We start from the raw sequence: 22,097 nt of genomic DNA, 5'->3' as shown, positions 1-22,097 counted from the left end.
CCAGCCGCCGACCGGAGGTCAATCCAAGACCCGCTGCTGGACAAGCGCACGGCCCGAGGCCATCCGGTAGCCGCCGAGAACCAGCCACCCGGACCGGAGGTCAATCCGACACCCGCCGTGGGACAACCGCACGGCCCAAGGCCCATCCGGTCGCCCCCCAGAGCCAGACACCCGGACCAGAAGTCAATCCAAGACCCGCTGCTGGACAAGCGCACGGCCCGAGGCCATCCGGTAGCCGCCGAGAGCCGGCAGCCCGACCGGAGGTCAATCCAACACCCGCCATGCAGGGCAAGCGCACGGCCCGAGGCCATCCGGTAGCCGCCGAGAGCCGGCAGCCCGACCGGAGGTCAATCCAACACCCGCCGTGCAGGGCAAGCGCACGACCCGAGGCCCACCCGGAAGCCACCCGGACCGGAGGTCAGTCCAACAGCGCGCACCCCTACACCCGCCCGGCACCCGCGGAGCGCCACTCGGCGCCCCGACCGCAGGTCAGTCCAGCACCCGTGCCAGATACGCCCGCAGCATCTCCCGTGTCTCCCCGATGACCTTCTCGTCGCCCTCCGGCGCGACCCGGAATGCCAGGTGGACAAGGGCGTCGGCGGTCTCCACGGCGACCAGGAAGGTGCGGCGGAGGTCCTCGTCGGGCTCGCGGGCGAGGTAGCCGGAGAGGAGGTCGGTGAGGCGGTCGGCGACGCGGATGTTGGGTTCCGCGTGGCCCGAGCCGATGGGGATCTGGTTGCCGAAGTCGACGAGGGAGAAGCCGGGCGCGGTGCGCTTCATCGCGAGGTACTCGTCCAGGACGGCGTCCACCGCCGTCCGCCAACCCTCCGCGCCACTCTCCTTGAGGCGCTCGGTGACCCGCTCCGTGTAGCGCTCCAGGTTCCGTTGGGCCAGCGCGTCGGCCATCGCACGCTTGTTCCCGAAGAAGCGGTAGACCGAGCCGATGGGGACGCCGGCGCGCAGGGCCACGGCACGGGTGCTCAGCGCGTCGTAGCCGACCTCGTCGAGCAGGTCGGCGCAGGCGTCGAGAATCCTGGTCAGCCGTTCGGCGCTCCGCCGCTGCACGGGCGCACGCCGGAGCGATGTCGTGTGGGGCACGGGCTTCATGATGCCTTTCCGCCGCGGTCAGGTGAAGCTCGCACCTGAGTACGGAATTGGGTGCCCGTAGCACTCATTTCGACCCCTGCGCCGGTGTGGAGCCGGAGCTGGGGACCTTGCTGCCGTCGGGCGTGGCCTGGACCGCCGACGCCGTGATGTCCGCCGTGCTCTCCACCGGTTTGCCGTGCACGGCCCACACCGTGCCGTCGTCGGCGTAGAGGCGCGCGGTGACGTGGTGGGTGCCGTGCGGGACGAGGTCGGCGGCGAGGCGGTACTCGGGGACGCGGAGCCGCGCGACGGTACGGCCGTCGACGAGGAGGCGGACGGTTCCCCGGCCCGCGACCGCGACCGGCTTCGCGCCGGCGGGCGAGAAGCGGAAGTCGTGCACGGTCAGCGTGACGTCCCAGCTGTCGTCCGCGGCGTCGGGCTCCACTTCGACACCGACCTCCGGCGCGCCCTTCTTGTCCACTTCGCGGTAGTGCCGACCCTGCTCGTCGGTGTCGTCGAGCACCTTGCCCACTGGTGACGGCGACACCCGGTCGCCCTTCCGCGCATGGGCGTCACCCGAGCCGCAGCCCGCCGATCCGGCCAGCAGCAGGGCACAGACCGCGAGCGCGGTGAGGAGTGCGCGCGACCACGACATGCGGGGGAGAGTAGAACACCGGTCCGACAGCCGGATCCCCCTGGAGGCTGGTTCTTGGTCTCCACGAGTCGGATTTTCCGGCCGCACCCCTCTTCTTTCCGGCCGGCCCCTCTCCGTTTCCTTCCGGCCGACCCCTCTCCGTCCCCTTGCGCCGACGAAACCGCAATCCTACGGTGATGCATAGGAATCAGACCGCAGGGAGCAGGCATGAGCGGGGACGCACGCAAGACCGCCGAGGGACTGACCTACCTCACCGGTTTCGGCAACGAACACAGCTCGGAGGCGGTACCGGGCGCCCTGCCCGAGGGCCGCAACGCCCCGCAGCGCGCACCGCTCGGCCTCTACGCCGAGCAGCTCAGCGGTACGGCGTTCACCGAGCCCAGGGCACACAACCGCCGCTCGTGGCTGTACCGGATCCGCCCCTCGGCCGCGCACCCGGCGTTCACCCGAGCCGACAACGGCTCGATCCGTACGGCGCCCTTCACGGAGACGGTGCCCGACCCGAACCGCCTGCGCTGGAACCCGCTCCCCGACCCCGCGCCCGGCACCGACTTCCTGGCCGGCCTTTGGACCCTGGGCGGCAACGGCGACGCGACCCAGCGCACCGGTATGGCCGTGCACCTCTACCACGCCGACGCCTCCATGGACCGTGTCTTCAGCGACGCGGACGGCGAGCTGCTGATCGTCCCGGAGCGCGGCGGACTGCTGCTGCGCACGGAGTTCGGGCTCCTCCATGTGGAGCCGGGACATGTGGCGTTGATCCCCCGTGGGGTGCGCTTCCGTGTGGAGCTACTGGATGCTTCAGCCCGCGGATATGTGTGCGAGAACTATGGGGCGCCCTTCCAGCTCCCCGACCTCGGCCCGATCGGCGCCAACGGCCTCGCCAACGCACGGGACTTCCGGGCGCCGGTCGCCGCGTACGAGGACGTCGAGGGCCCGGTCGAGGTGGTGAACAAGTTCTGCGGCAACCTCTGGACGGCGACCTACGACCACTCGCCCCTCGACGTCGTCGCCTGGCACGGCAACCATGTGCCGTACGCCTATGACCTGCGCCGGTTCAATGTGCTCGGCTCCATCTCGTACGACCACCCCGACCCGTCGATCTTCACCGTGCTGACGTCTCCGTCGGACACTCCGGGCCTGGCCGGTGTGGACTTCGTGGTCTTCGCGCCGCGCTGGCTGGTGGGCGAGGACACGTTCCGGCCGCCGTACTTCCACCGGAACGTGATGAGCGAGTACATGGGGCTCATCGAGGGCGCCTACGACGCGAAGACGTCTGGTCCCGGGGGCTTTGTGCCGGGTGGCGGCTCGCTGCACAACATGATGTCGGCGCACGGCCCGGACCGGGAGACCTTCGACCGCGCCAGCTCCGCCGAACTGCGCCCGCAGAAGATCGACGACGGCCTGGCGTTCATGTTCGAGACCCGGTGGCCGGTGACGGCTTCGACCCAGGCGGCGCGGGCCGATCACCTCCAGCAGGGCTACGACGGCGTCTGGCAGGGCCTTCAGCGGCACTTCCGCCCCGAGCATTGACCCTTCGCCGCCGATCGACACCCCGCACACCGGCAATTCCCCACCGGTTTACGGCCCTTGCACTGATCCCTCCCTACCGGTACGGATGGCCCCGTGACCTCCTTCGCCCCGGACTCGATCGTCCTGAACCGCAAGCTGCCGCTCTGGTACCAGGTGTCGCAGTCGCTGCGCGCCTCGATACTCGGCCGCTCGCCCCGGGACCCGTTGCGGCTGCCCACGGAGGAGCAGCTCGCGGGACACTACGGCGTCAGCGTGCTCACCATGCGGCAGGCGCTGAAGGAGCTGGAGGACGAGGGCCTGATCACCCGGCACCGCCGCCGGGGCACGTTCATCGAGCCGGGCGTCCAGCGGGCCACCCCGGTACGGCTGTTGGGCTCGGTGGACGCGATCGTCGCCCAGCAGTCCGGAATGACGACCGAACTCCTCGACCACGGCAAGGCGTCCGTGCCGCCCGAACTCACCGAGTACTTCCCGGACTTGGCCGAGGCGGCGACGTACCACCGTTTGCGCAGCGACGAGAAGACCGGCGAGCCGACGAACCACGCCCGCAACCACATCCGCCCCGAACTGGCCGCCCGCCTCGACCTGGACGACCTGATCCGCTGGCCGATGACCAAGGTGCTGCGGGACGTCGTCGGCGCGGACATCAGCCGCATCACGGACACGGTGGAGGCCCGCCTCGCCGACCCGGAGACCGCGCGCCTCCTCCAGGTCCCGCTCCTCAGCCCGATCCTGCACTACACAGGCATCACCTACGACACACAGGGCAGGGTGCTGGACGTGGCAGTCATCCATTACCGAGGCGACCGGTTCTCCTTCTCGGTCACCCTCGACGTGGCGAACTGACGTCGTCGTACGATGCCCAGCGTGACGCACGACGACGCTCCGCTGCTCGCGGACCTGATGCCGTGGTCCGTCGCACCGATCCGGCTCGGCCGGGGGTGGCCGACGGCACCCGACGCGGCAACCCTGAAAGCGCGCTGGGACGCGCTGGTGAAGGCCGAAGTCCCCGACCGGGAAACCCTGTTCGAGCCGACACGTTCACGCACGCTGCACTCGGCGGTGTCCCAACTCCCGGGCCAGCCCAGCGGCACGGAGAAGCTGATCCGCGCCACGGGCCCCTGCCCGGAACCGATCCGCGTCCTGCACGCCCCGTTCGACGAGCAGTGGCTCATCCCCGATCACCGTCTGATCGACGTGGCCCGGCCGGAGTTGTGGCGGGTGGCGGACGAGCGCCAGATCTTCGTGATCGAGACACCGGCCGTCCCCGGCACCTCCGGCCCACTCCTGCTCGCGTCCACGATCCTCCCCCTGGTCCGCCCGGGCCGCGTCCGACCGCTCTACCGACGCCCCGGCGCCGAGGAGCCGAACCTGGCGCCGGGCCTGTTGCCCCACCTCGCCACCCACCTCGGCCACTCCCCCACCCCGGCGGACGTCCTCGCCTGGACGGTGACGACGGCCCAACCGGGCCCGGCGGTACCCCTGACCCGGGACCCCGAACTCTGGGCACGCGGCGTCGAGTTGGGCCACCGCCTCCTCTGGCTGATGCGCCGCAACGGCGACCGCCCCAAACTCCCCGGCGGCCGACGCCCCTACGTCCGCGCCCCGCTGCCCTCGCTCCCCCTCACCCTCCACTACGACCGCGACGAGGAGACCCTCCACCTCGACGAGGGCCGCATCTCCCCGGTACCGCCCGAGTCCTGGGACTTCGAGGTGAGCGGAGTACGGGTACTGGAGCAGTGGTTCAACTCCCGCACGGCAGAGGCCGATCCGGGCACGCTGGCGGCGATCCGTCCGGGGACCTGGCAACAGACGTGGACGTCGGAGCTCCTGGAGCTGATCACCGTCCTGGCCCTGCTGGCGGAACTGCGCCCACAGCAGCAGGAGTTGGAGGTGACGGATCAGATCTCGGCGACAGAGCTGCGCAGGGCAGGCGTCCTCCCGGCCCCGGAGTGGACCCACCACCCGGCATCGGTCCTGGACCACCACGAGGAGGGCCCAGAGGGCCAGTTCGCTTTGATCTGAGGGCCCCCGCAACCCCCAGGGGCGCGGGGCTGTATTTGATATGCGGCTCCGCCGCGTGGGCGCGACCAGCCCCCACGAACCCGCACCCGCCTACGAGCCATCCCCCCGCGGCGCGAACGCGTCCAACACCTTCCCCAACGCCATATCAAACACCGCGTCCAGATCAATAGGCCCCGGATCCTCCATGAACGCCGCAGCCATCCGCGGATACGCCCCACCCGCGATCTGACTCCCCAGGTACGCGATCCGCACCGCGTTCTCCTGCTCCTCCGACCACGGCAACGACCGCGACCGCTCAGCAGTCGCCAGCTCATTGCTCACGTACATCGTCACAACCCCGTTGAGCAGCCCAACGAGCTGCATCTTCGTGCCGTACGACGCCTCGACCGGATCGAGACAGGCCAGGCAGTGCTCCAGATACCGCAGCGCGTTGGGGCTGAAGCCATACACCGGTGACATCAACCGAGGCAGCCAGGGATGCCGATGCATCAGCGTCCGCGTCTGATGCGCGACCCGGATCATGTCCGCCCGCCAGTCCCCCGACGGCTCCCACGACTCGTGCTCACCGCTGACCGCGTCCACCATCAGCTCGTAGAGGTCCTCCTTGCGGGGGACGTAGTTGTACAGCGACATCGTCCCGCACCCCAGCTCGGCCGCGACATGCCGCATGGACACCGCGTCCAGCCCCCCACCGTCGGCGATCCGCACGGCCGCCGCCGCGATGTCCGCGCGGCGGAACGCCGGCTTCGGCCCCCGCCCCGCACGCTCGGGGCGTGCCCAGATCACTTCGGGTACGGCCGCTCGGTCCGCCATTGATCATCACCTCGACCACCATGCTAGTTACGTACAGCGTACGTAGTGCGCTATGGTCGACCCATGACTACTACGTACGCTGTACTTAGTGAAGGTCTGGAGAAGCGCTTCGGCTCTGTGCGCGCCCTGCGCGGGCTGGACCTGGCGGTGGCGCAGGGCACGGTCTGCGGAGTCCTCGGGCCCAACGGCGCGGGCAAGACAACGGCCGTACGGCTGCTCACCACACTGCTGCGGCCCGACGCGGGCTCCGCGCGGATCGCCGGGCACGATCTCGTCCGGGAGGCTTCGGCCGTACGGCGTCGGATCGGGGTCACCGGGCAGTACGCGTCGGTCGACGGCGACCTCACCGGCCGGCAGAACCTGCGGCTGTTCGCGCGGCTGCACCGGGTGCGGGGTCCGGCGGAGCGGGCCGGTGAGCTGCTGGACCGCTTCGGCCTGACCGAGTCCGCCGACCGGCCCGCGTCCACCTACTCCGGCGGAATGCGCCGCCGACTCGACCTCGCGGCGAGTCTCATACGACGTCCCGACGTGCTGTTCCTCGACGAACCGACGACCGGGCTCGACCCGGCCAGCCGGAACCGGATCTGGGACGCCGTACTGGACCTGAAGAGGGAGGGTACGACCGTGCTGCTGACCACGCAGTATCTGGAGGAGGCCGACCAACTCGCCGACGACATCGCCCTGGTGGACCAGGGCCGGGTCGCGCACAGCGGTTCACCGGCTCAACTGAAGGCGCTCATCGGCACGTACGCCGAGGTCGTCGTCGCGCACGCCGACGCCCTCGCGAAGGCGGCCGGATTCCTCGACCAACTCACCGGTACCGAGCCGTCGTTCGACCACGAGCGGAACGCCGTCGGCGCGGTCACCGGCGACCCGACGCTCACCCTCCCCCGGCTCGTCCGCGAACTCGACGCGGCGGGCGTGCCGTTGCTCGACGCGAGCATGCGACCACCGACCCTCGACGACGTGTTCCTCCGCCTCACCGACACGGAACCGGGCACCCGCACCGACATCGAGGAGCGTGCCGCATGAGCACGCTGGCGTACGACGGCACCGCGATGCTCGGCCGCCAGTTGCGCCGGGTGCGGAACAACCCGGCGCTGGTGATCCTCACCCAGACCATGCCGATCACGATGCTGCTGTTCTTCGGGTACGTCTTCGGCAGCGCGCTCGCGATGCCGGGTGACGCGTACCGCTCCTACCTCGTTCCGGGGCTGCTGGTCGCGACCGCCGCCAACGGCATCATGACGGGCATGTTCCAGGCCGCCCAGGACTCGCACCGGGGCGTGACGGACCGCTTCCGCACCCTGCCGATGAGCAGGGCGGCCGTACCCCTCGGGCAGGCGACCGCCGACCTGGTCGTCACGGCGGCCGGCACCGTGCCCTTCCTGCTGGTCGGCCTCGCGGTGGGCTGGCGGATCGAGGGGTCGGCGCTCCAAGCCGCCGCTGCCGTGGGCCTGTTGCTGCTGTTCCGGTTCGCCTGCGCCTGGGGCGGCATCCTGCTCGGGCTCGTCTCCCGCAGCGAGGAGGCGGCCGGTCAGCTCGGCAGCGCGACCTTCATGCTGCCGCTGCTGTCCAACGCGTACAACCCGACCGACCGGCTGCCGGGCTGGCTGCGCACGCTGGCCGAGTGGAACCCGATCAGTGCGGTGACGACGGCCCTGCGGTACCTGTTCGGCAACTCCCCCGTCCCCGAGGGAGCCGCCTGGCCGGTGGCCCATCCGATCGCCGGTTCGCTGGCCTGGTGCGCCGCGCTGATCGCGGTGTTCGCCCCGCTCGCCGTGCACCGGTACGGGCACGGCGAGCGGTGAACCGCTACCACTGAGGCGGTAGTTCGGGACCCAGTGACGAGAACTTCTCCTGGGACACCACCTGTTGGGGCGGCCAAGTGATGTTGTCCGGTGGCCAGGTCTGACCGGTCCGCTCCAGGAACCACTCCGGCGGTTCGTACATGGGCGGTTCGTAGCCGTCGGGAAGGGCTGTCCGCCATGCGACGCCCTCCCTACGCTCCTTGAACTCGTCCTTGATCGCCCTGAGTTGTTCCGGCTGGGTGAGCAGGTCGATCGCCGTCGCCGTGAGATAGCGGGCGGCGGCGATGACGGTTGCCCGGCCGGGTGCCGACGCCGCGCAGGACGTGAGGGCCCAGGTGTGCAGCTTGCTGCCGATGGGGGCGAGGGCGGCGCCCATGGAGACGGTCGGCACGTTCCAGCTGATGTCGGCGACGTCCGTGGAACCGCCACCCAGGAACACCGGGTTGGGCGGGGCGAGTTCGGCGATCTCGGTGTGCAGCCCCTTCTGTGGCAGCCCGAGCGACTCCTGCAGCTCCCGCGCCAACTGCTGTGCCTCCTCGGTGAATTCGGGCGGGCCGAGCTGACGCATGTTGTCGTACATCAGCTCCGCAAAGGTCCTGGAGGGGAGTTGGTTCCAGCAGGCGGCGGTGATGCGGTGCCGTACCGATGTCTGCGAGGCCTTCGCCGCCGCCTCGGAGACGGCGATCACCTTGTCGAGGAGGACCTGGACCCGGGCGGGGCTGCCCTCACGGACGTAGTAGCTGATCTCCGCGATCTCGGGGGTGACGTTCGGGATGTCACCACCGTTGTTGATCACCCAGTGGAGGCGTCCGCTCGGCGCCAGGTTCTCCTCGCGGAGGAACTCGGAGAGGGTCGCCATCATCACGGCCGCGTCCAGCGCGCTCTTGTTGCCGAGCGGATGGCCGCCGTGTCCGGCCACGCCGAGGAAGGTGAAGGTCACCGCCGTCATCGCGGTGCTGGTGCCCCAGCCGGTGGCGTTGGAGGTCGAGGGGTGCCAGTCGAGGAAGGCGTCGAGGCCGTCGTAGACGCCCTGGCTGACGGCGTAGGTCTTGCCGATCAGGTTCTCCTCGGCGGTCGAGCCGAAGAACCTGACGGTGACCGGGAGTTGGTGCCGTCGCGCTGCCTGCGCCACGGCTGCCGCGGCCGAGGCAGCCGCCGTACCGAGGGCGCAGTGGCCGCAGCCGTGTCCGGGGCCGTAGCCGGGTGCGAAGGGGTCGTGGACGTACTCGCGCGGGTCGTGGTGGCCGACGCCGCTGTGCTGGGAGAGGCCGGGCAGCGCGTCGTACTCGCCGCTGAAGCCGAGGACCGGGCCGCCGGTGCCGTGGGAGAAGTTCGCGGTGAAAGCCGTGGGGAAGCCGGCCGTGCCGAACTCGACCTGGAATCCGGCCTGTTCGAGGAACGCGGCCTCGGCGAGCGACGAGTTCCACTCGCGGAGGCTGAGTTCGGCGTGCTCCCAGATCTCGGAGTTGAGGCCGGTGATCCGGTCCGTGTGCTCCGCGATCCAGTCCAGCGCGGTCGTCTTGGCGGGGCTGTCCCGGGCCAGGCCGGTGGGCGGGACGTAGGCGGGCGCGGTGACGTGGGCGGAGGCCGCCATCACCGGGTCGGTGGCGGTCGTCGCCTCGTGTTCGTGCTGGTCGTGGGGGTCACACACGTGCGCCTCCGGGAGCGGCGAGGATCAGTGCATCAGCCATACGCATCATGCTCCCCACATGACAAAGGGGTCAGACGCGGGACATGATCCCCGCCATGGAGCCCTTGCCGCTGCCCCTGGAGGGCATCACCGTCGTCGCCGTCGAGCAGGCCGTCGCCGCCCCCTTCGCCACCCGCCAGCTCGCCGATCTCGGCGCCCGGGTGATCAAGGTCGAGCGGATCGACGGGGGTGACTTCGCCCGTGGTTACGACACCGCGGCGGGCGGTCTGGCCTCGCACTTCGTGTGGTGCAACCGGGGGAAGGAGTCCATCGCGCTGGATCTGAAGGATCCGCGCGGGCTGGACGTCGTACGTCAACTCGTCGCCGGCGCGGACGTGTTCGTGCAGAACCTCGCACACGGGGCCGCCGCCCGACTCGGGCTGGACGCGGCGACGTTGTGCGCGGCGCATCCTCGGCTGGTCGCCGTGGACATCTCCGGATACGGCCCGAGCGGCCCGTACGCCGACAAGCGGGCCTACGACATGCTCGTGCAGTGCGAGGCGGGGCTGGTGTCGGTGACCGGGACGCCGGAGCAGCCCGTGAAGGCGGGGATTCCGGCCGCCGACATCGCGGCGGCCATGTACGCCTTCTCCGGTGTGCTCGCGGCGCTCGTGCGCCGGGGTGTGAGCGGGCGCGGTGGGCCCGTCGAGGTGTCGATGCTGGACGCGCTCGCGGAGTGGATGGGGCATCCGCTGCATCACGCGATGCACGGCGGAACTCCCCCGGCGCGCACGGGACTTGCGCACGCCGTCATCGCTCCGTACGACGCCTATCCCACGGCGGACGGCGGGCGGGTGCTGCTGTCGGTGCAGAACGACCGGGAGTGGCGGCGGCTGGCCGAACAGGTCATGAGGAGGCCCGAGTTGGGGACCGATCCCGACTTCGCCACGAACGCGGCGCGGGTCGTGAACCGGGAACGCACCGACGGCCTCGTCGGTGAGGCGCTGGGTGGGCTGGGCGCCGACGAGGCCGTGGTGCTGCTGGAGCGCGCGGGTGTGGCCTGCGCGCGCCTCAGGGACGTACAACAGCTGGCGGAGCACCCGCAGTTGGCGGCCCGGGAGCGGTGGCGGGAGGTGGGTTCGCCGGTCGGGCCGCTGCGGGCGCTGCTGCCGCCCGTCACCTTGCCGGGCGGAGGCGAGGCGCGGATGAGCGACGTGCCCGCACTCGGGGAGCACACCGTGGCGCTGCTGCGTGCCGTGGGGATGGCGGACGTAGAGATCGCAGCACTGCGCCGGGACGGTGTGGTCGCCTGAGCGCGGGCCCCCGGGAACTCCCCGGGGACGCCGAGGACTTGCTCAGCGCCCGCCGAACAGCGAGCGGCGCAGCCTGCGCAGTGGCGCGAAGAGCTTGACGCGGCTCACTCGGGTACCTGTGGCGCTGCGTTCCTGCGTGGTGTCACGCGAGGTCAGCTCACGCATCAGCAAGGTCGCCTCTGCCGTCTCACGCTGCGGGACGACGGGGCCGCCCAGCACTGAGAGATGGCGGTCGAGACGCGAACTGGTCGCGCTGCTCCCGCACGTGATCGCAGGGACCCTTGCCCTGCTGCGCACTATCTGTTCCATGTCACTCCCCACCCGCGTACGACTCCACCCGGCCCGGGCAGGGTAACCCTATCGCCCCAACCGAGCACTCGTGTATCGAGGTCTCGGGATTCACCTTCCCCGTAAGGGTGTTGACGACCCCTCCTTGATTACTCTCCGAATCCAACCGATTTCAGGGCGAGTTGGACAACTGGCTGCGTTGTGGGCTGCGCTGAGCCTCCGTCGGGCTCGACGGTCACTGCGAGTGATGTTGCGGTTTTGTCGAGTCCGGTGGCCACCAAGGGCGTGTCGTCCTTGAAGAGCCCGAGGGAGCGCGGTTGCACATCGGGGCGCATCAGCCACAGTTGATGCACGCGCCCGCTCGGCAGCGCGCCGTACCCGCTCAGGGTGACGACCGCGCGCCCCTCCGACGCGGAGGCGATCACGCCGATGCTCCGGCCCGATGTGTCCGCGCCGGTGGTCGCACGGGCGTCGGGAGCTGCGAGAACGTGTGCGATGTCACGTGACTGCGCCTGCGCGGCGTCCAGCTTGTCCTGTGTCTTGTTCGCCTGCACGGCGAAGAGCGAGGCCACGACGAGGGCGGCGGTGGCCGTCGCGGTGGCGAACGGCACGAAGAACGGGCGCCGTTGGGGTACGCGGGCACGCGACGCCTGCGGCTGTGTGCCCCACACATGGGCCGGCAACCGGGGTGTGTACTCCCGCGCCTGTGGTTCTCGCACATGTTCCCGTAGGGGTCCGGGCTCCTGCGGGGTCTGCCGTACGGCGGCCAGCACGCGGTCGCGCATGGCGAGCGGCGGCTGGGCCACCGTGGACCAGGCGAGGCGGACCGCGTCCTCGGTCATGGCCCGCACCTCCTCGGCGCAGCGGTCGCAGCCCCTCAGGTGCTTCTCGAAGGTGCGGCGCTCGCCGGGTTCGAGGGCGTCCAGGGCGTAGGGGGCCGCGAGCGAGTGGAGATCCCCCCGGCCGAACAGTCGGGCGAGGATGCTCATGCGACACCTCCCAGGCAGTCGCGCAGCCGGGTGAGTCCGTCACGCATGCGGGTCTTGACCGTGCCCAGCGGCAGCGAGAGCCGCTCGGCCACTTCACGGTACGTATAGCCGTCGTAATAGGCGAGGGTGACGGACTGCCGCTGCAGAGCCGTGAGGCGGTCCAGGCAGCGGCGCACCAACTGCCGTTCCAGGCCTGCCTCGACCTCCTCGGTCACCTGGTCGAAGGCGGGGTGGTGGGAGCGGCGGGCCTCGCGCTGCTCGCGTTCGCCGGCCGCGCGGGCGCTGCGCACCCGGTCGACGGCCCGGCGGTGGGCGAGGGTGAGGACCCAGGACAGGGCGCTGCCCCGGCCGGGGTCGAAGCGGGCGGCGGACCGCCACATCTCCAACAGCACCTCCTGGGACACCTCCTCGGACTGCGCCGGGTCGCGCACCACCCGGCGCACGAGTCCGAACACCGGCCCGGACACCAGTCCGTACAGCTCCTCGAAGGCCCGTTGATCACCTGCCGCCACCTGCACCAGGAGCTCGTCGGCCTCCACCCGTCCCCCACTCTTCGACCGCACGCGGCCCATCCCCTCATCACATCCCGTCACACGAGGCGTTCGTAGCGAACACCTCTACGGATGGGTTACGGATCAGCGGGCCCAAAACGCGGGTCAAGGGACGGATTGGAAGGCGCCAAAAAAACTTTTCAGGTTTGACCAATCCGCCCCGGCACCTGCTCCGAATCACCGTGCGTCAGGCAAGTTGGCACTGAGGACGGACGGCATGACACCTATCTCCAGGAGCGGTGCGGGACGCAGGAAGCTCGCGGCCCTCGTATGTGGCGCGCTGGCCGCCGGGGGGCTCGCAGCCGCCGGTACGGCCGCGCTGGAACCGGGAGTGGCCGCGGCCTCCTCCCACCGGGAGGCTCCCCTGATCTCGGGGACCCCGCAGTACGACAACACGGACCTGTACGCGTTCGTCAGTCCGGACAAGCCGGACACCACGACGATCGTGGCGAACTGGATCCCGTTCGAGGAGCCCGCCGGCGGCCCGAACTTCTACCAGTTCGCGGACGACGCCCAGTACGACCTGCACATCGACAACAACGGTGACGCACTGGACGACTTCATCTTCCGCTACACCTTCAGCACGCAGATCAAGAACAAGAAGACGTTCCTGTACAACACGGGTCCGGTCACCAGCCTCACCGACCCCGACCTCAACATCACGCAGTCGTACGACGTCGAGCTGATCAAGCTGAAGAAGGGCAAGGCGGTCTACAAGACGAAGATCGCCGACGACATCCCGGCGGCACCGTCGGACGTCGGCGACGCGTCGATGCCGGATTACGCGAAGCTGCGCTCGCAGGCGATCTACAAGACGACCAACGGCGGCGCGACCTTCGCGGGCCAGGCCGACGACCCGTTCTTCGCGGACCTGCGCGTCTTCGACCTGCTCTACGGCGGCAACCTGAGCGAGGTCGGCAACGACACCCTCAAGGGCTACAACGTCAACACGATCGCCCTCCAGGTGCCGAACGACCTGATCCGGCAGTCCAAGTCCCGCCCGACCGTGGGTATTTACTCCACGACCCAGCGCAAGAACGCCAAGGGCTACTACACGCAGGTCTCGCGCCTGGGCAACCCGCTGGTCAACGAGGTCGTCAACCCGCAGAAGGACAAGGACAAGTTCAACGCGTCCGAGCCCAAGGACGACGCGCAGTTCCTGAAGAACGTGACCGAGCCCGAGATCCCGAAGCTCATCGAGTCGATCTACAAGATCAAGGCACCGAGCGAGCCGCGCAACGACCTCGTCAGCGTGTTCCTCACGGGCGTCAAGGACCTCAACACCGAGCAGCCGTATGCGAAGCCGTCGGAGATGCTGCGCCTCAACACGTCGATCCCGCCGGCCGCGCACCCCAAGCGCCTCGGTGTCCTGGACGGCGACAACGCGGGCTTCCCGAACGGGCGCCGGCTCACCGACGACGTGATCGACGAGGCGCTCCAGGTCATGGAGGGTGAACTCGTCGGTTCCAAGAACGACTTGGGCGACGCCGTCGACAAGAACGACAAGGGCTTCGAGAAGTACTTCCCGTACGTCGCCGAGCCCACCTCGGGTTCCCGCGGCCCGCTCGCCAAGCGCACGACCAGCGGCAGCGACGTCAAGAACCAGCTGGGCGACGCGTTGCAGCCGGCGGGTTCGTCCTCCGGCAACGACAACATGATGCTGATGGTCGCGTCGGCCGCCTCGGGTGTCGCCGGCGTCCTGCTGATCGGCGCGGCCGTCGCGTGGTGGCGCCGCCGGATGACCCACCGCCCGTACTGACCCCCCGAACTGGCGCGGCCCGCACAGTACCTTCCCCCACGGTGCGGGCCGCGCCACCCCGTGTCGCGACTCCCTTGAGCAGTACGGCACTTGACCCACGTATCCCCACGTATCCACCGATCCGCAGATCCACGGAACCACCCAGGCGATGGAGGAACGGCATGGCCCCGCGCGAGAACGACCACAAGCCGACGGAGGACGAGCAGCCGGCGGCGACACAGCGGGAGTGGGAGCGACTGTGGGAAGAGGGCGACGACTCGGGGAGCGAGGACGAGGGCGGCACGAAGGAGGACGCCGGGACGGAGGGTGAGCGGGACGCGGACGCGGACACCGAGGCCTCCGAGGCCGCGGTCGACGACGCGGACCAGGCCCCGACTCCCGTGCCCGGCAACGCCGATGAGCCGGGCCACTCTCACGACCATCACCACGATCACGATCACGATCACGCCGATGGATCCACCGCCCCCCACAGCCACACACACCCCCACCTCGGCGACGAACGCATCGCCGCCGTCCGCCGAGTGGCCGCCGCGAGCCGCCGCTGGCGGACCGTTCAACTCGCCGGGTGTGCCGCCCTGTTGGCCGTCGCGATGACCGCCGGCGCCATCGCCATCGGCGCGGCGAAGGACAGCGGGGCCACCGGGGTCGCCGCATCCAATGCCGTGTCGCCCGAGTTGCTCGCCAGTGGGAGTCTGGACGCGAGTATCGCCTCGCTGCAGGCTCATCTGCGCACGCAGCCGAAGGACTTCGACGGGTGGGCGACGCTCGGGCTCGCGTATGTGGAGCAGGCGAGGACGAAGGGCGACCCGTCCCGGTATCCGCAGGCGCAGGCCGCGTTGCAGCGGTCGTTGAAGATCTCGCCCGGCAACGAGAACGCCCTGGAGGGCCGCGCCGCGCTCGCCGCCGCCCGGCACGAGTTCGCGGAGGCGCTGACCTACGCGGACCAGGTGCTGAAGGAGAACCCGTACAGCGAGCGCGCCCTGTGCTCGCGTATCGACGCGCTCGTCGAACTCGGCCGCTACGCCGACGCGGAGAAGGCCGCCGACCTCGCCGACGCCCGCAAGCCCGGCGTCCCGGTCTTCACCCGGTACGCGTACGTGCACGAACTGCGCGGTGACGTCACCACGGCCCGCAAGGTCCTGGAACAGGCCCTCGCGGCCGCCACCTCCCCCGGCGACATCTCGTACGTGGCCGGCACGCTCGGCCAACTCGCCTGGAACCAGGGCGACTACAAGACCGCCCTGAACGACTACGGCCGCGCCCTCGCCGCCGACGAGAACTACCTCCCCGCGCTGGAGGGCCGCGCCCGCGCCCAGGCCGCCCTGGGCGACCGCGCCGAGGCCATCAAGGGCATGGAGCTGGTCGTCTCCCGCTACCCGCTCCCCCAACCCCTCGTGGAGCTGGGCGAGTTGTACGAGAGCCGGGGCGCCGCGGGCGACAAGGCGAAGGCCGACGACCAGTACGCGCTCGTCGACGCCTGGATCGCGCTGGCCCGTGCCAACGGCGTCAACGCCGACCTGGACACCGCGCTCGCCGCCGCCGACCACGGCAACGTCAAGTCCGCCCTGAAGGCCGCCCGCGCCGAATGGGCCCGCCGCCACACCGTGCACACCGCGGACGCCCTCGCCTGGGCCCTGCACGTCAACGGCCGCGACAAGGAGGCCCTCCCCTACGCCCGCCAGGCCACCGCCACGAACTACCACAACGCCTCGTTCATCTACCACCTCGGCATGATCGAACTCGCCACGGGCCACAAGGCGGACGGCCGCGCCCACCTGGCCAAGGCCCTGAAGCTGAACCCGGGGTTCTCGCCGCTGGGCGCGAGCAAGGCCCGTAAGGCGTTGGAGGCGACCAAGTGACGCCGGTCCGCCGCCTGTTGGCTTCCGCGGCGGCCGTCCTCACGGCCGCCGGCGCGCTCCTCCTGGTCCCCACGGCCGCCGCGAGCGCGCACCCCCTCGGCAACTTCACCGTCAACCGCTACGACGGACTCGTCGTCGCCCCAGGGCAGCTGCGCGTCACGCACATCGAGGACCTCGCCGAGATCCCGGCAACCCAAGTGAAGCCGGAGATCAAGCAGTTGGGCATGGCCGAGTGGGCCCGGCAGCGGTGCGACAAGGCCGCCGAGGGCAGCAAGGTCACCGTCGACGGCCGTACGGTCGCCCTCACGCCCGGCGCAAGTACCGCGCGGCTGCGGCCCGGGCAGGCCGGGCTCAACACCCTGCGGGTGGAGTGCAGTTCGACGGCCGCGCTGCCCAAGAGCACGACAGTGACCCTGGGCTTCCACAGCGCGGGGCTGACCACCGGCCCGGGCTGGCGGGAGATCACCGCGCGCGCCGACCGCATGACGCTCACCAGGTCGGACGTGGCGACGAAGTCGAACTCGCACGAACTCACCAGCTATCCCAAGGACTTGCTCTCCTCCCCCGACGACACCACGACCGCGTCCCTGCACGCGCGCCCCGGCGGCCCGGCCCTCACCGACGCCGACCAGTCCACGTCGGAACCGCCCGCCGCCTCCGTGCTGCCGCGCGGCGCCGACCGCTGGACGCAGGCCCTGAACAACATCGTGGCCCGCCACCACCTCACGGTCGGCTTCGCCGCACTCTCCCTGCTCATCGCCGTCGCCCTGGGCGCGATGCACGCGCTCGCGCCCGGTCACGGCAAGACCCTGATGGCGGCCACGGCGGCCGCGCGGGGCGGTCGCGCCCGCCTCAAGGACGTCCTCCCGCTCGCCGCCTCGGTCACCGTCACCCACACCCTCGGCGTGGTCGCCCTGGGCCTCCTGGTCACGGCCGGCTCCGCCGCGACCCCGTCGGTGATCGCCTGGCTCGGCATCGCGAGCGGCGTCCTGGTCCTCTTCGCCGGCGCCAACCTCGTACGCCGCGCCTGGCGCAACCGCCCACGCCCGCAAGCGACTTCACACCCCCACCCGCACCCCCACCCCCACGATCACCACCAGCACGAGACCGCCAAGGCCCCCGAGCGCTCCCTGGTCCTGGTCTCCGCGCACGCCGAAGCCGGGTCCACCCGGACCGAGGCCCACCCGCACCCGCACAGCCACGACGACGACCACACCCACAGCCACGACCACGGCGACACTCACGACCACGAGCACGGCCAAGACCACCCCCACCCCCACGACCATGGCCACACGCACGACCACGACCACGCCGTAGAACACACGCACGGCGGCTTCACCCACACGCACGAAACCGCCCCCACCGTCCGCGGCACGATCCTGCTCGGCTTCGCCGGCGGGCTCGTGCCGAGTCCGTCCGCCGTGGTGGTCCTCGTGGGGGCCGCCGCGCTCGGTCAGGCGTGGTTCGGGCTCCTGCTCGTCGTCGCGTACGGCGTCGGGCTCGCCCTCACCCTCACCGCCGCCGGATTCGCCGTCGTCAAGCTGGGTACAGGGATGAACCGAGTGCTGGACCGGCGCCCCCGCTGGACCACCAGCCCCATGGCGGTGCTGGTCCGCCGGACCCTGCCGCTGGGATCGGCGCTCGTCGTCGTGGCCCTCGGGGTCGGACTGGTGCTCAAGGGGGCGGCATCAGCGCTCGGCTGAGTTACGTTTGGCGAGAATTCGCCCGGCTGCGAATGGGGGGAGCCCATGTCCGAAGATCCGGGCACTGAACGTGTGATCGCGGGCCGCTACCGGCTCCTGTCCCCCCTCGGTGAGGGCGGAATGGGCACGGTGTGGCGGGCCCGCGACGAGGTGCTGCAACGCGAGGTCGCCGTCAAGGAGGTGCGCGCGCCGAGCGGGCTGGCGTCCGACGACGTGGAGCGGATGTACGCCCGTCTCGAGCGCGAGGCGTGGGCGGCGGCGCGGGTCGCCAACCGCAACGTGGTGACGGTGTACGACGTGGCGACGGAGGACGGCCGCCCCTGGATCGTCATGGAGCTGGTGCGGGGCGTGTCCCTGGCCGATCTCCTGGACGCCGAGGGGCCGTTGACCCCGCAGCGGACCGCGCACATCGGTGCCGAGGTGCTGGCCGCGCTGCGGGCCGCGCACGACGCCGGGGTGCTGCACCGGGACGTGAAACCGGCCAACGTGCTGATGTCGAACGACGGCCGGGTGGTGCTGACCGACTTCGGTATCGCGATGGTGGAGGGCAGTTCGGCGCTCACCATGACGGGCGAGGTCATCGGTTCGCCCGAATTCCTCGCCCCGGAGCGGGCGTTGGGCCGTACGCCGGGACCCGAGTCCGATCTGTGGGCGCTCGGCGTGCTGCTGTACGCGGCGGTCGAAGGGCACTCGCCGTTCCGTCAGAACACCCCGCTGAGCACTCTGCGGGCCATCGTCGACGAGGAGTTGCCGGCCCCGCGGCTGGCGGGGCCGCTCACCCCGGTCATCGAGGGGCTGCTGCGCAAGGACCCGGCCGAGCGGATGTCCGCGGAGCAGGCGGAGCAGGATCTGCGGCTGGTCGCGGCGGGCGGTACGCCGCGCGCGTCCACGGCGCCGACGACGCCGTACTCGCCGACGATGGCGGGGTATCCGCAGGACGGCTACTCCGGGCAGGACTCGCGGACGCCGTCGCAGCCGGTGCGGGGCTTCGGGCCGCCGCCCGACTCCTACTCGACGCCGACGGCCGCGGACGAACCGCCCCGCAACCGGCGGGCGGCCGTCGTGCTGGTCGCGGGGCTGGTCGCGCTGGCCCTGGCGATCGGCGGGCTGACGTACACGCTGATCAACCGGAACAACGACGGGGACGCGAACGCGGGCCAGGGCACGAGCACTCCCAAGAGCCAGCCCTCGGACGGGACTTCGGCGAGTGCGAGCAGCACGACCCCGGCTCCGAGCGACACTCCGAGTCCGAGCAGCAGCAAGTCCTCGTCGGCGCCGCAGTCGGTGAAGGCGACGGTGGAGGGCGCCAACACCGAGTACTCCGGCAGCTGTCCGCCGCCGAACGCGAAGGCGCCGACCTTCACGGCCAGCATCACGGTGGGGAAGCTGCCCGCGGAGGTGTCGTACCGGTGGGTGACGAAGACCGGTTCGGTCTCCGACCCCGGCTGGAAGACGCTGTCGTTCCCGTCGGGCGGCGGGAAGACCAAGCAGGACCGGGTGTTCCTCACGACGTACTCGAACAGCGGGACGTTCCAGAACGAGATCAGTGTCGAGATCCGCAGCCCGGTGAACGGGGAGTCCAACTCCGTGCCGTTCTCGGTGACGTGCGTGGCGGAGACCCCGTCGGACGGGGCCTCCGCGTCGGACTCGGCGACGCCCTCGGAGTGAGAGGGGTCAGGCCGCGCTGGTCAGGACCGGCAGATAGCCGCCGGACTGGCCGGCCGCGGTCGGGTGGTACGACTCGCTGATGCTCAGCAGGTTGAGGCTGTGCAGCCAGGAGCTGCCGGAGCAGATCTCGTGGCCGGTGAACGTGGTGCGTACGTCGCCGTAGGTGAAGCCGTGGTCGGCGGCGCGCTTGGCGACGGCGGCGTCGAGGTAGTCGGCCGCGCCGTTGATGGCGGAGCGCTTGGTCGCGGAGAGGCCGAGGCAGGTGGTGCCGAGTTTGTAGAAGCGCGGGTAGCCGAGCACCACCACGTGTGCGGACGGGGCTTTGGCGCTGATCGTCGAGTAGACCTTGTCGAGGAGGCCGGGCAGCGTCGAGTCGACGTATGCCTTCGCGGTGGCGATCCGGCTGAGGCAGGAGCTGTCGGACTGCAGGACGCAGGTCGTCATGACGTCGGCGAAGCCGGCGTCGTTGCCGCCGATGCTGATCGAGACGAGGGCCGTCGAGCTGCTGAGGGTGCCGAGCTGGTTGGCGAGAACATCACCCGTACGAGCGCCCGAGCAGGCCTGGAAGTCGAACGTCGAGGGTGAATGCGCGGCCGCCCAGAGGTAGGGGTAGGCCTTGGTGCTGCGGTCGCAGGACCCGCTGGAGCTGATCTTGCTGCCCGCGCCGACACCCGAGGAGTAGGAGTCGCCGAGGGCCACATAGCCGCCGGTGGCGGCCAGTTGGGACGCCTGCGCCGTCATCGCCCCGGTGAGGGCGAGTGCGGCGGCGAGGAGGAGCGAGGTCACGTATGCCGTAAATCGGGAACGTCTCATGGAACCTCCCTTAGCAGGATCTCTGCCACAACTGTCGTAGCAGCGACGCGCGTTGACGGGAAGTGTGCATGCCAATGGAGAGCGCGACAGAGGGGCCCACGGGACGCTTGATTACGTGCTCATGACAGCTCTGTGACAGGCCGTCAACTCCCTTGAACCACACCGGTTCATGACCCAGGCTTTGCTCAGCCTTGGCGCGGAACGCAACGCTCCAGGGTTGTGCGCACGACGACGCGCGCACCCCCACAGCCGCGCGCCGACCCGGGCGCGCGCCGCCTGGAGGAGGACTCCCTCGTAATGGCACTCCTGCGTAGCAACAAGCTCCGGCTCGCCGCGATCACCGGCGCCGCCACCGCCGCCCTCGTCGGCGGGCTCACCGCCCTCCCCGCCCAGGCCGCCCCGGCCACGGGCACGGTACTGGCCGACGGCTCCCCCACAGCCGTCGACGGCAGCTACATCGTCACCCTCAAGAAGAGCGCCGGCCTCAAGGCGTCCTCGGCCGCGGGCAAGGGACTGATCAAGGAGTACGGCGGCACGGTCAAGAAGACGTTCGGCACGGTGCTGAACGGCTACACCGCGAGCCTCTCCGCGACCGAGGCGAAGAGACTCGCCGCCGACCCGGCCGTCGCCGCGGTGGAGCAGAACCAGCGCGTCCACCTGACCGACACCACCCAGTCCAGCGCGCCCTGGGGCCTGGACCGCATCGACCAGGCCGCACTGCCGCTCTCCGGGACGTACACCTACCCGGACAGCGCGGGCAGCGGCGTGACCGTGTACGTCATCGACACCGGCGTCCGGATCACCCACACCCAGATCAGCGGCCGCGCCTCGTACGGCTACGACGCGGTCGACGGCGACACCACCGCCTCCGACGGCAACGGCCACGGCACGCACGTGGCCACGACGATCGCGGGCTCGACGTACGGCGTCGCCAAGAAGGCGAACATCGTGGCGGTCCGGGTGCTCGACAACAGCGGGTCAGGTACGACGGCCGGGGTGATCGCGGGCATCGACTGGGTGACCTCGAACCACACCACGCCGGCGGTCGCCAACATGTCGCTCGGCGGCTCCGCCTCCACCTCGCTCGACACCGCGGTCGCCAACTCCATATCCAGCGGGGTGACTTACGCGGTCGCGGCGGGCAACAGCAGCGCCAACGCCTCCTCGTACTCCCCCGCCCGGGTCTCCACCGCGATCACGGTCGGCGCCACCACCAGCGCCGACGCCAGGGCCAGTTACTCCAACTACGGTTCGATCCTGGACATCTTCGCGCCCGGCTCGTCGATCCTGGCGGGCTACAACACCAGCGACACCGCCACCGCCACCCTGTCGGGCACCTCGATGGCGACACCGCACGTGGCCGGCGCCGCCGCCGTCTATCTCGCGGGCCACACCTCGTCCACTCCGGCCCAGGTCGCCACCGCCCTGGTGAACGGGGCCACTTCGGGTGTGGTGACCAGCGCGGGCACCGGTTCACCGAACAAGCTGCTGAAGCTCGTCCCGTAACACCCGCCTGCTCCACCCGAACAACCGTTTCCCCGGAGGCAGCACACGCCTCCGGGGAACATCCATTCGGGGGTGCACGAGAACCGGTGCAAGCG

Annotated in this window: 19 protein-coding genes; 11 read left to right on the top strand and 8 right to left on the bottom strand. The window is 70.6% G+C overall.

The window, feature by feature from the left end; all coding sequences use genetic code 11:
- Positions 1–489: 489 nt before the first annotated feature.
- Positions 490–1,107 (bottom strand): TetR family transcriptional regulator, encoded by a 618-nt coding sequence (locus ACGFY9_RS32935; RefSeq protein WP_393760219.1) that lies wholly within the window; start codon positions 1,105–1,107, stop codon positions 490–492.
- A gap of 64 nt (positions 1,108–1,171) precedes the next feature.
- Positions 1,172–1,741, bottom strand: coding sequence for a hypothetical protein (locus ACGFY9_RS32930; protein ID WP_393760217.1), 570 nt, complete (start codon positions 1,739–1,741; stop codon positions 1,172–1,174).
- A 207-nt stretch (positions 1,742–1,948) separates the two neighbouring features.
- On the opposite strand from ACGFY9_RS32930, the gene hmgA reads away from it, so the two are divergent.
- The 3 genes from hmgA (at position 1,949) to ACGFY9_RS32915 (ending at position 5,299) form a co-directional block, all read left to right on the top strand.
- Positions 1,949–3,274 (top strand): homogentisate 1,2-dioxygenase, encoded by a 1,326-nt coding sequence (gene hmgA / locus ACGFY9_RS32925; RefSeq protein WP_393760215.1) that lies wholly within the window; start codon positions 1,949–1,951, stop codon positions 3,272–3,274.
- A gap of 93 nt (positions 3,275–3,367) precedes the next feature.
- A complete protein-coding gene (locus ACGFY9_RS32920) occupies positions 3,368–4,120 on the top strand; it encodes a GntR family transcriptional regulator (protein ID WP_393760213.1) in 753 nt (250 codons plus the stop codon).
- 12 nt (positions 4,121–4,132) lie between these two features.
- Positions 4,133–5,299 (top strand): type ISP restriction/modification enzyme, encoded by a 1,167-nt coding sequence (locus tag ACGFY9_RS32915; RefSeq protein ID WP_393760211.1) that lies wholly within the window; start codon positions 4,133–4,135, stop codon positions 5,297–5,299.
- A 90-nt stretch (positions 5,300–5,389) separates the two neighbouring features.
- Here the strand turns inward: ACGFY9_RS32915 and ACGFY9_RS32910 are convergent, their stop codons facing one another.
- Positions 5,390–6,112 carry a TetR/AcrR family transcriptional regulator gene (locus ACGFY9_RS32910; RefSeq protein ID WP_393760209.1) on the bottom strand — a complete coding sequence of 241 codons (723 nt, stop codon included), beginning with the start codon at positions 6,110–6,112 and terminating at the stop codon, positions 5,390–5,392.
- Positions 6,113–6,175: 63 nt separating this feature from the next.
- Between ACGFY9_RS32910 and ACGFY9_RS32905 the strand changes: the two genes are divergently transcribed.
- On the top strand, positions 6,176–7,144 hold the full coding sequence (locus ACGFY9_RS32905; RefSeq protein WP_393760207.1) for an ATP-binding cassette domain-containing protein: 969 nt from the start codon (positions 6,176–6,178) through the stop codon (positions 7,142–7,144).
- Entirely contained in the window at positions 7,141–7,923 is a 783-nt protein-coding gene (locus tag ACGFY9_RS32900; RefSeq protein WP_393760205.1) for an ABC transporter permease, read from the top strand. The genes ACGFY9_RS32905 and ACGFY9_RS32900 overlap by 4 nt, the downstream gene beginning before the upstream one ends.
- Before the next feature lie 4 nt (positions 7,924–7,927).
- Here ACGFY9_RS32900 and ACGFY9_RS32895 read toward each other — a convergent pair whose 3' ends face one another.
- Positions 7,928–9,574, bottom strand: coding sequence for an amidohydrolase (locus ACGFY9_RS32895; RefSeq protein ID WP_393760203.1), 1,647 nt, complete (start codon positions 9,572–9,574; stop codon positions 7,928–7,930).
- 83 nt (positions 9,575–9,657) lie between these two features.
- On the opposite strand from ACGFY9_RS32895, the gene ACGFY9_RS32890 reads away from it, so the two are divergent.
- Positions 9,658–10,866, top strand: coding sequence for a CaiB/BaiF CoA transferase family protein (locus tag ACGFY9_RS32890; protein WP_393760201.1), 1,209 nt, complete (start codon positions 9,658–9,660; stop codon positions 10,864–10,866).
- A 42-nt stretch (positions 10,867–10,908) separates the two neighbouring features.
- Here the strand turns inward: ACGFY9_RS32890 and ACGFY9_RS32885 are convergent, their stop codons facing one another.
- The 3 genes from ACGFY9_RS32885 to ACGFY9_RS32875 all read right to left on the bottom strand — a co-directional run bounded on the left by ACGFY9_RS32885 (position 10,909) and on the right by ACGFY9_RS32875 (position 12,682).
- Entirely contained in the window at positions 10,909–11,175 is a 267-nt protein-coding gene (locus ACGFY9_RS32885; RefSeq protein ID WP_266873831.1) for a hypothetical protein, read from the bottom strand.
- Between the two features lie 128 nt (positions 11,176–11,303).
- Positions 11,304–12,143, bottom strand: coding sequence for an anti-sigma factor domain-containing protein (locus ACGFY9_RS32880; protein ID WP_393760200.1), 840 nt, complete (start codon positions 12,141–12,143; stop codon positions 11,304–11,306).
- Positions 12,140–12,682 (bottom strand): sigma-70 family RNA polymerase sigma factor, encoded by a 543-nt coding sequence (locus ACGFY9_RS32875; RefSeq protein ID WP_019059221.1) that lies wholly within the window; start codon positions 12,680–12,682, stop codon positions 12,140–12,142. The genes ACGFY9_RS32880 and ACGFY9_RS32875 overlap by 4 nt, the downstream gene beginning before the upstream one ends.
- Before the next feature lie 229 nt (positions 12,683–12,911).
- On the opposite strand from ACGFY9_RS32875, the gene ACGFY9_RS32870 reads away from it, so the two are divergent.
- The 4 genes from ACGFY9_RS32870 (at position 12,912) to ACGFY9_RS32855 (ending at position 19,683) form a co-directional block, all read left to right on the top strand.
- Positions 12,912–14,453, top strand: coding sequence for a DUF4331 domain-containing protein (locus ACGFY9_RS32870; protein ID WP_393760198.1), 1,542 nt, complete (start codon positions 12,912–12,914; stop codon positions 14,451–14,453).
- A gap of 161 nt (positions 14,454–14,614) precedes the next feature.
- Entirely contained in the window at positions 14,615–16,312 is a 1,698-nt protein-coding gene (locus ACGFY9_RS32865) for a tetratricopeptide repeat protein (protein WP_393760196.1), read from the top strand.
- The gene (locus ACGFY9_RS32860; RefSeq protein WP_393760194.1) at positions 16,309–18,015 is read left to right on the top strand and encodes a sulfite exporter TauE/SafE family protein; all 1,707 of its coding nucleotides are present in this window, start codon (positions 16,309–16,311) and stop codon (positions 18,013–18,015) included. The genes ACGFY9_RS32865 and ACGFY9_RS32860 overlap by 4 nt, the downstream gene beginning before the upstream one ends.
- 45 nt (positions 18,016–18,060) lie before the next feature.
- Entirely contained in the window at positions 18,061–19,683 is a 1,623-nt protein-coding gene (locus ACGFY9_RS32855) for a serine/threonine-protein kinase (RefSeq protein WP_393760192.1), read from the top strand.
- Between the two features lie 6 nt (positions 19,684–19,689).
- Here ACGFY9_RS32855 and ACGFY9_RS32850 read toward each other — a convergent pair whose 3' ends face one another.
- The gene (locus ACGFY9_RS32850; RefSeq protein ID WP_393760190.1) at positions 19,690–20,496 is read right to left on the bottom strand and encodes an SGNH/GDSL hydrolase family protein; all 807 of its coding nucleotides are present in this window, start codon (positions 20,494–20,496) and stop codon (positions 19,690–19,692) included.
- Between the two features lie 297 nt (positions 20,497–20,793).
- Here ACGFY9_RS32850 and ACGFY9_RS32845 point away from each other — a divergent pair, with 297 nt between their 5' ends.
- Positions 20,794–22,002, top strand: coding sequence for a S8 family peptidase (locus tag ACGFY9_RS32845; protein WP_393760188.1), 1,209 nt, complete (start codon positions 20,794–20,796; stop codon positions 22,000–22,002).
- Positions 22,003–22,097: the final 95 nt, after the last annotated feature.

The organism is Streptomyces sp. NPDC048504 (assembly GCF_043200035.1).
In the GTDB taxonomy this organism is placed as follows: domain Bacteria; phylum Actinomycetota; class Actinomycetes; order Streptomycetales; family Streptomycetaceae; genus Streptomyces.
The sequence above is the reverse complement of the archived record's forward strand: the minus strand, read 5'-3'. Positions and strand labels throughout refer to the sequence as shown.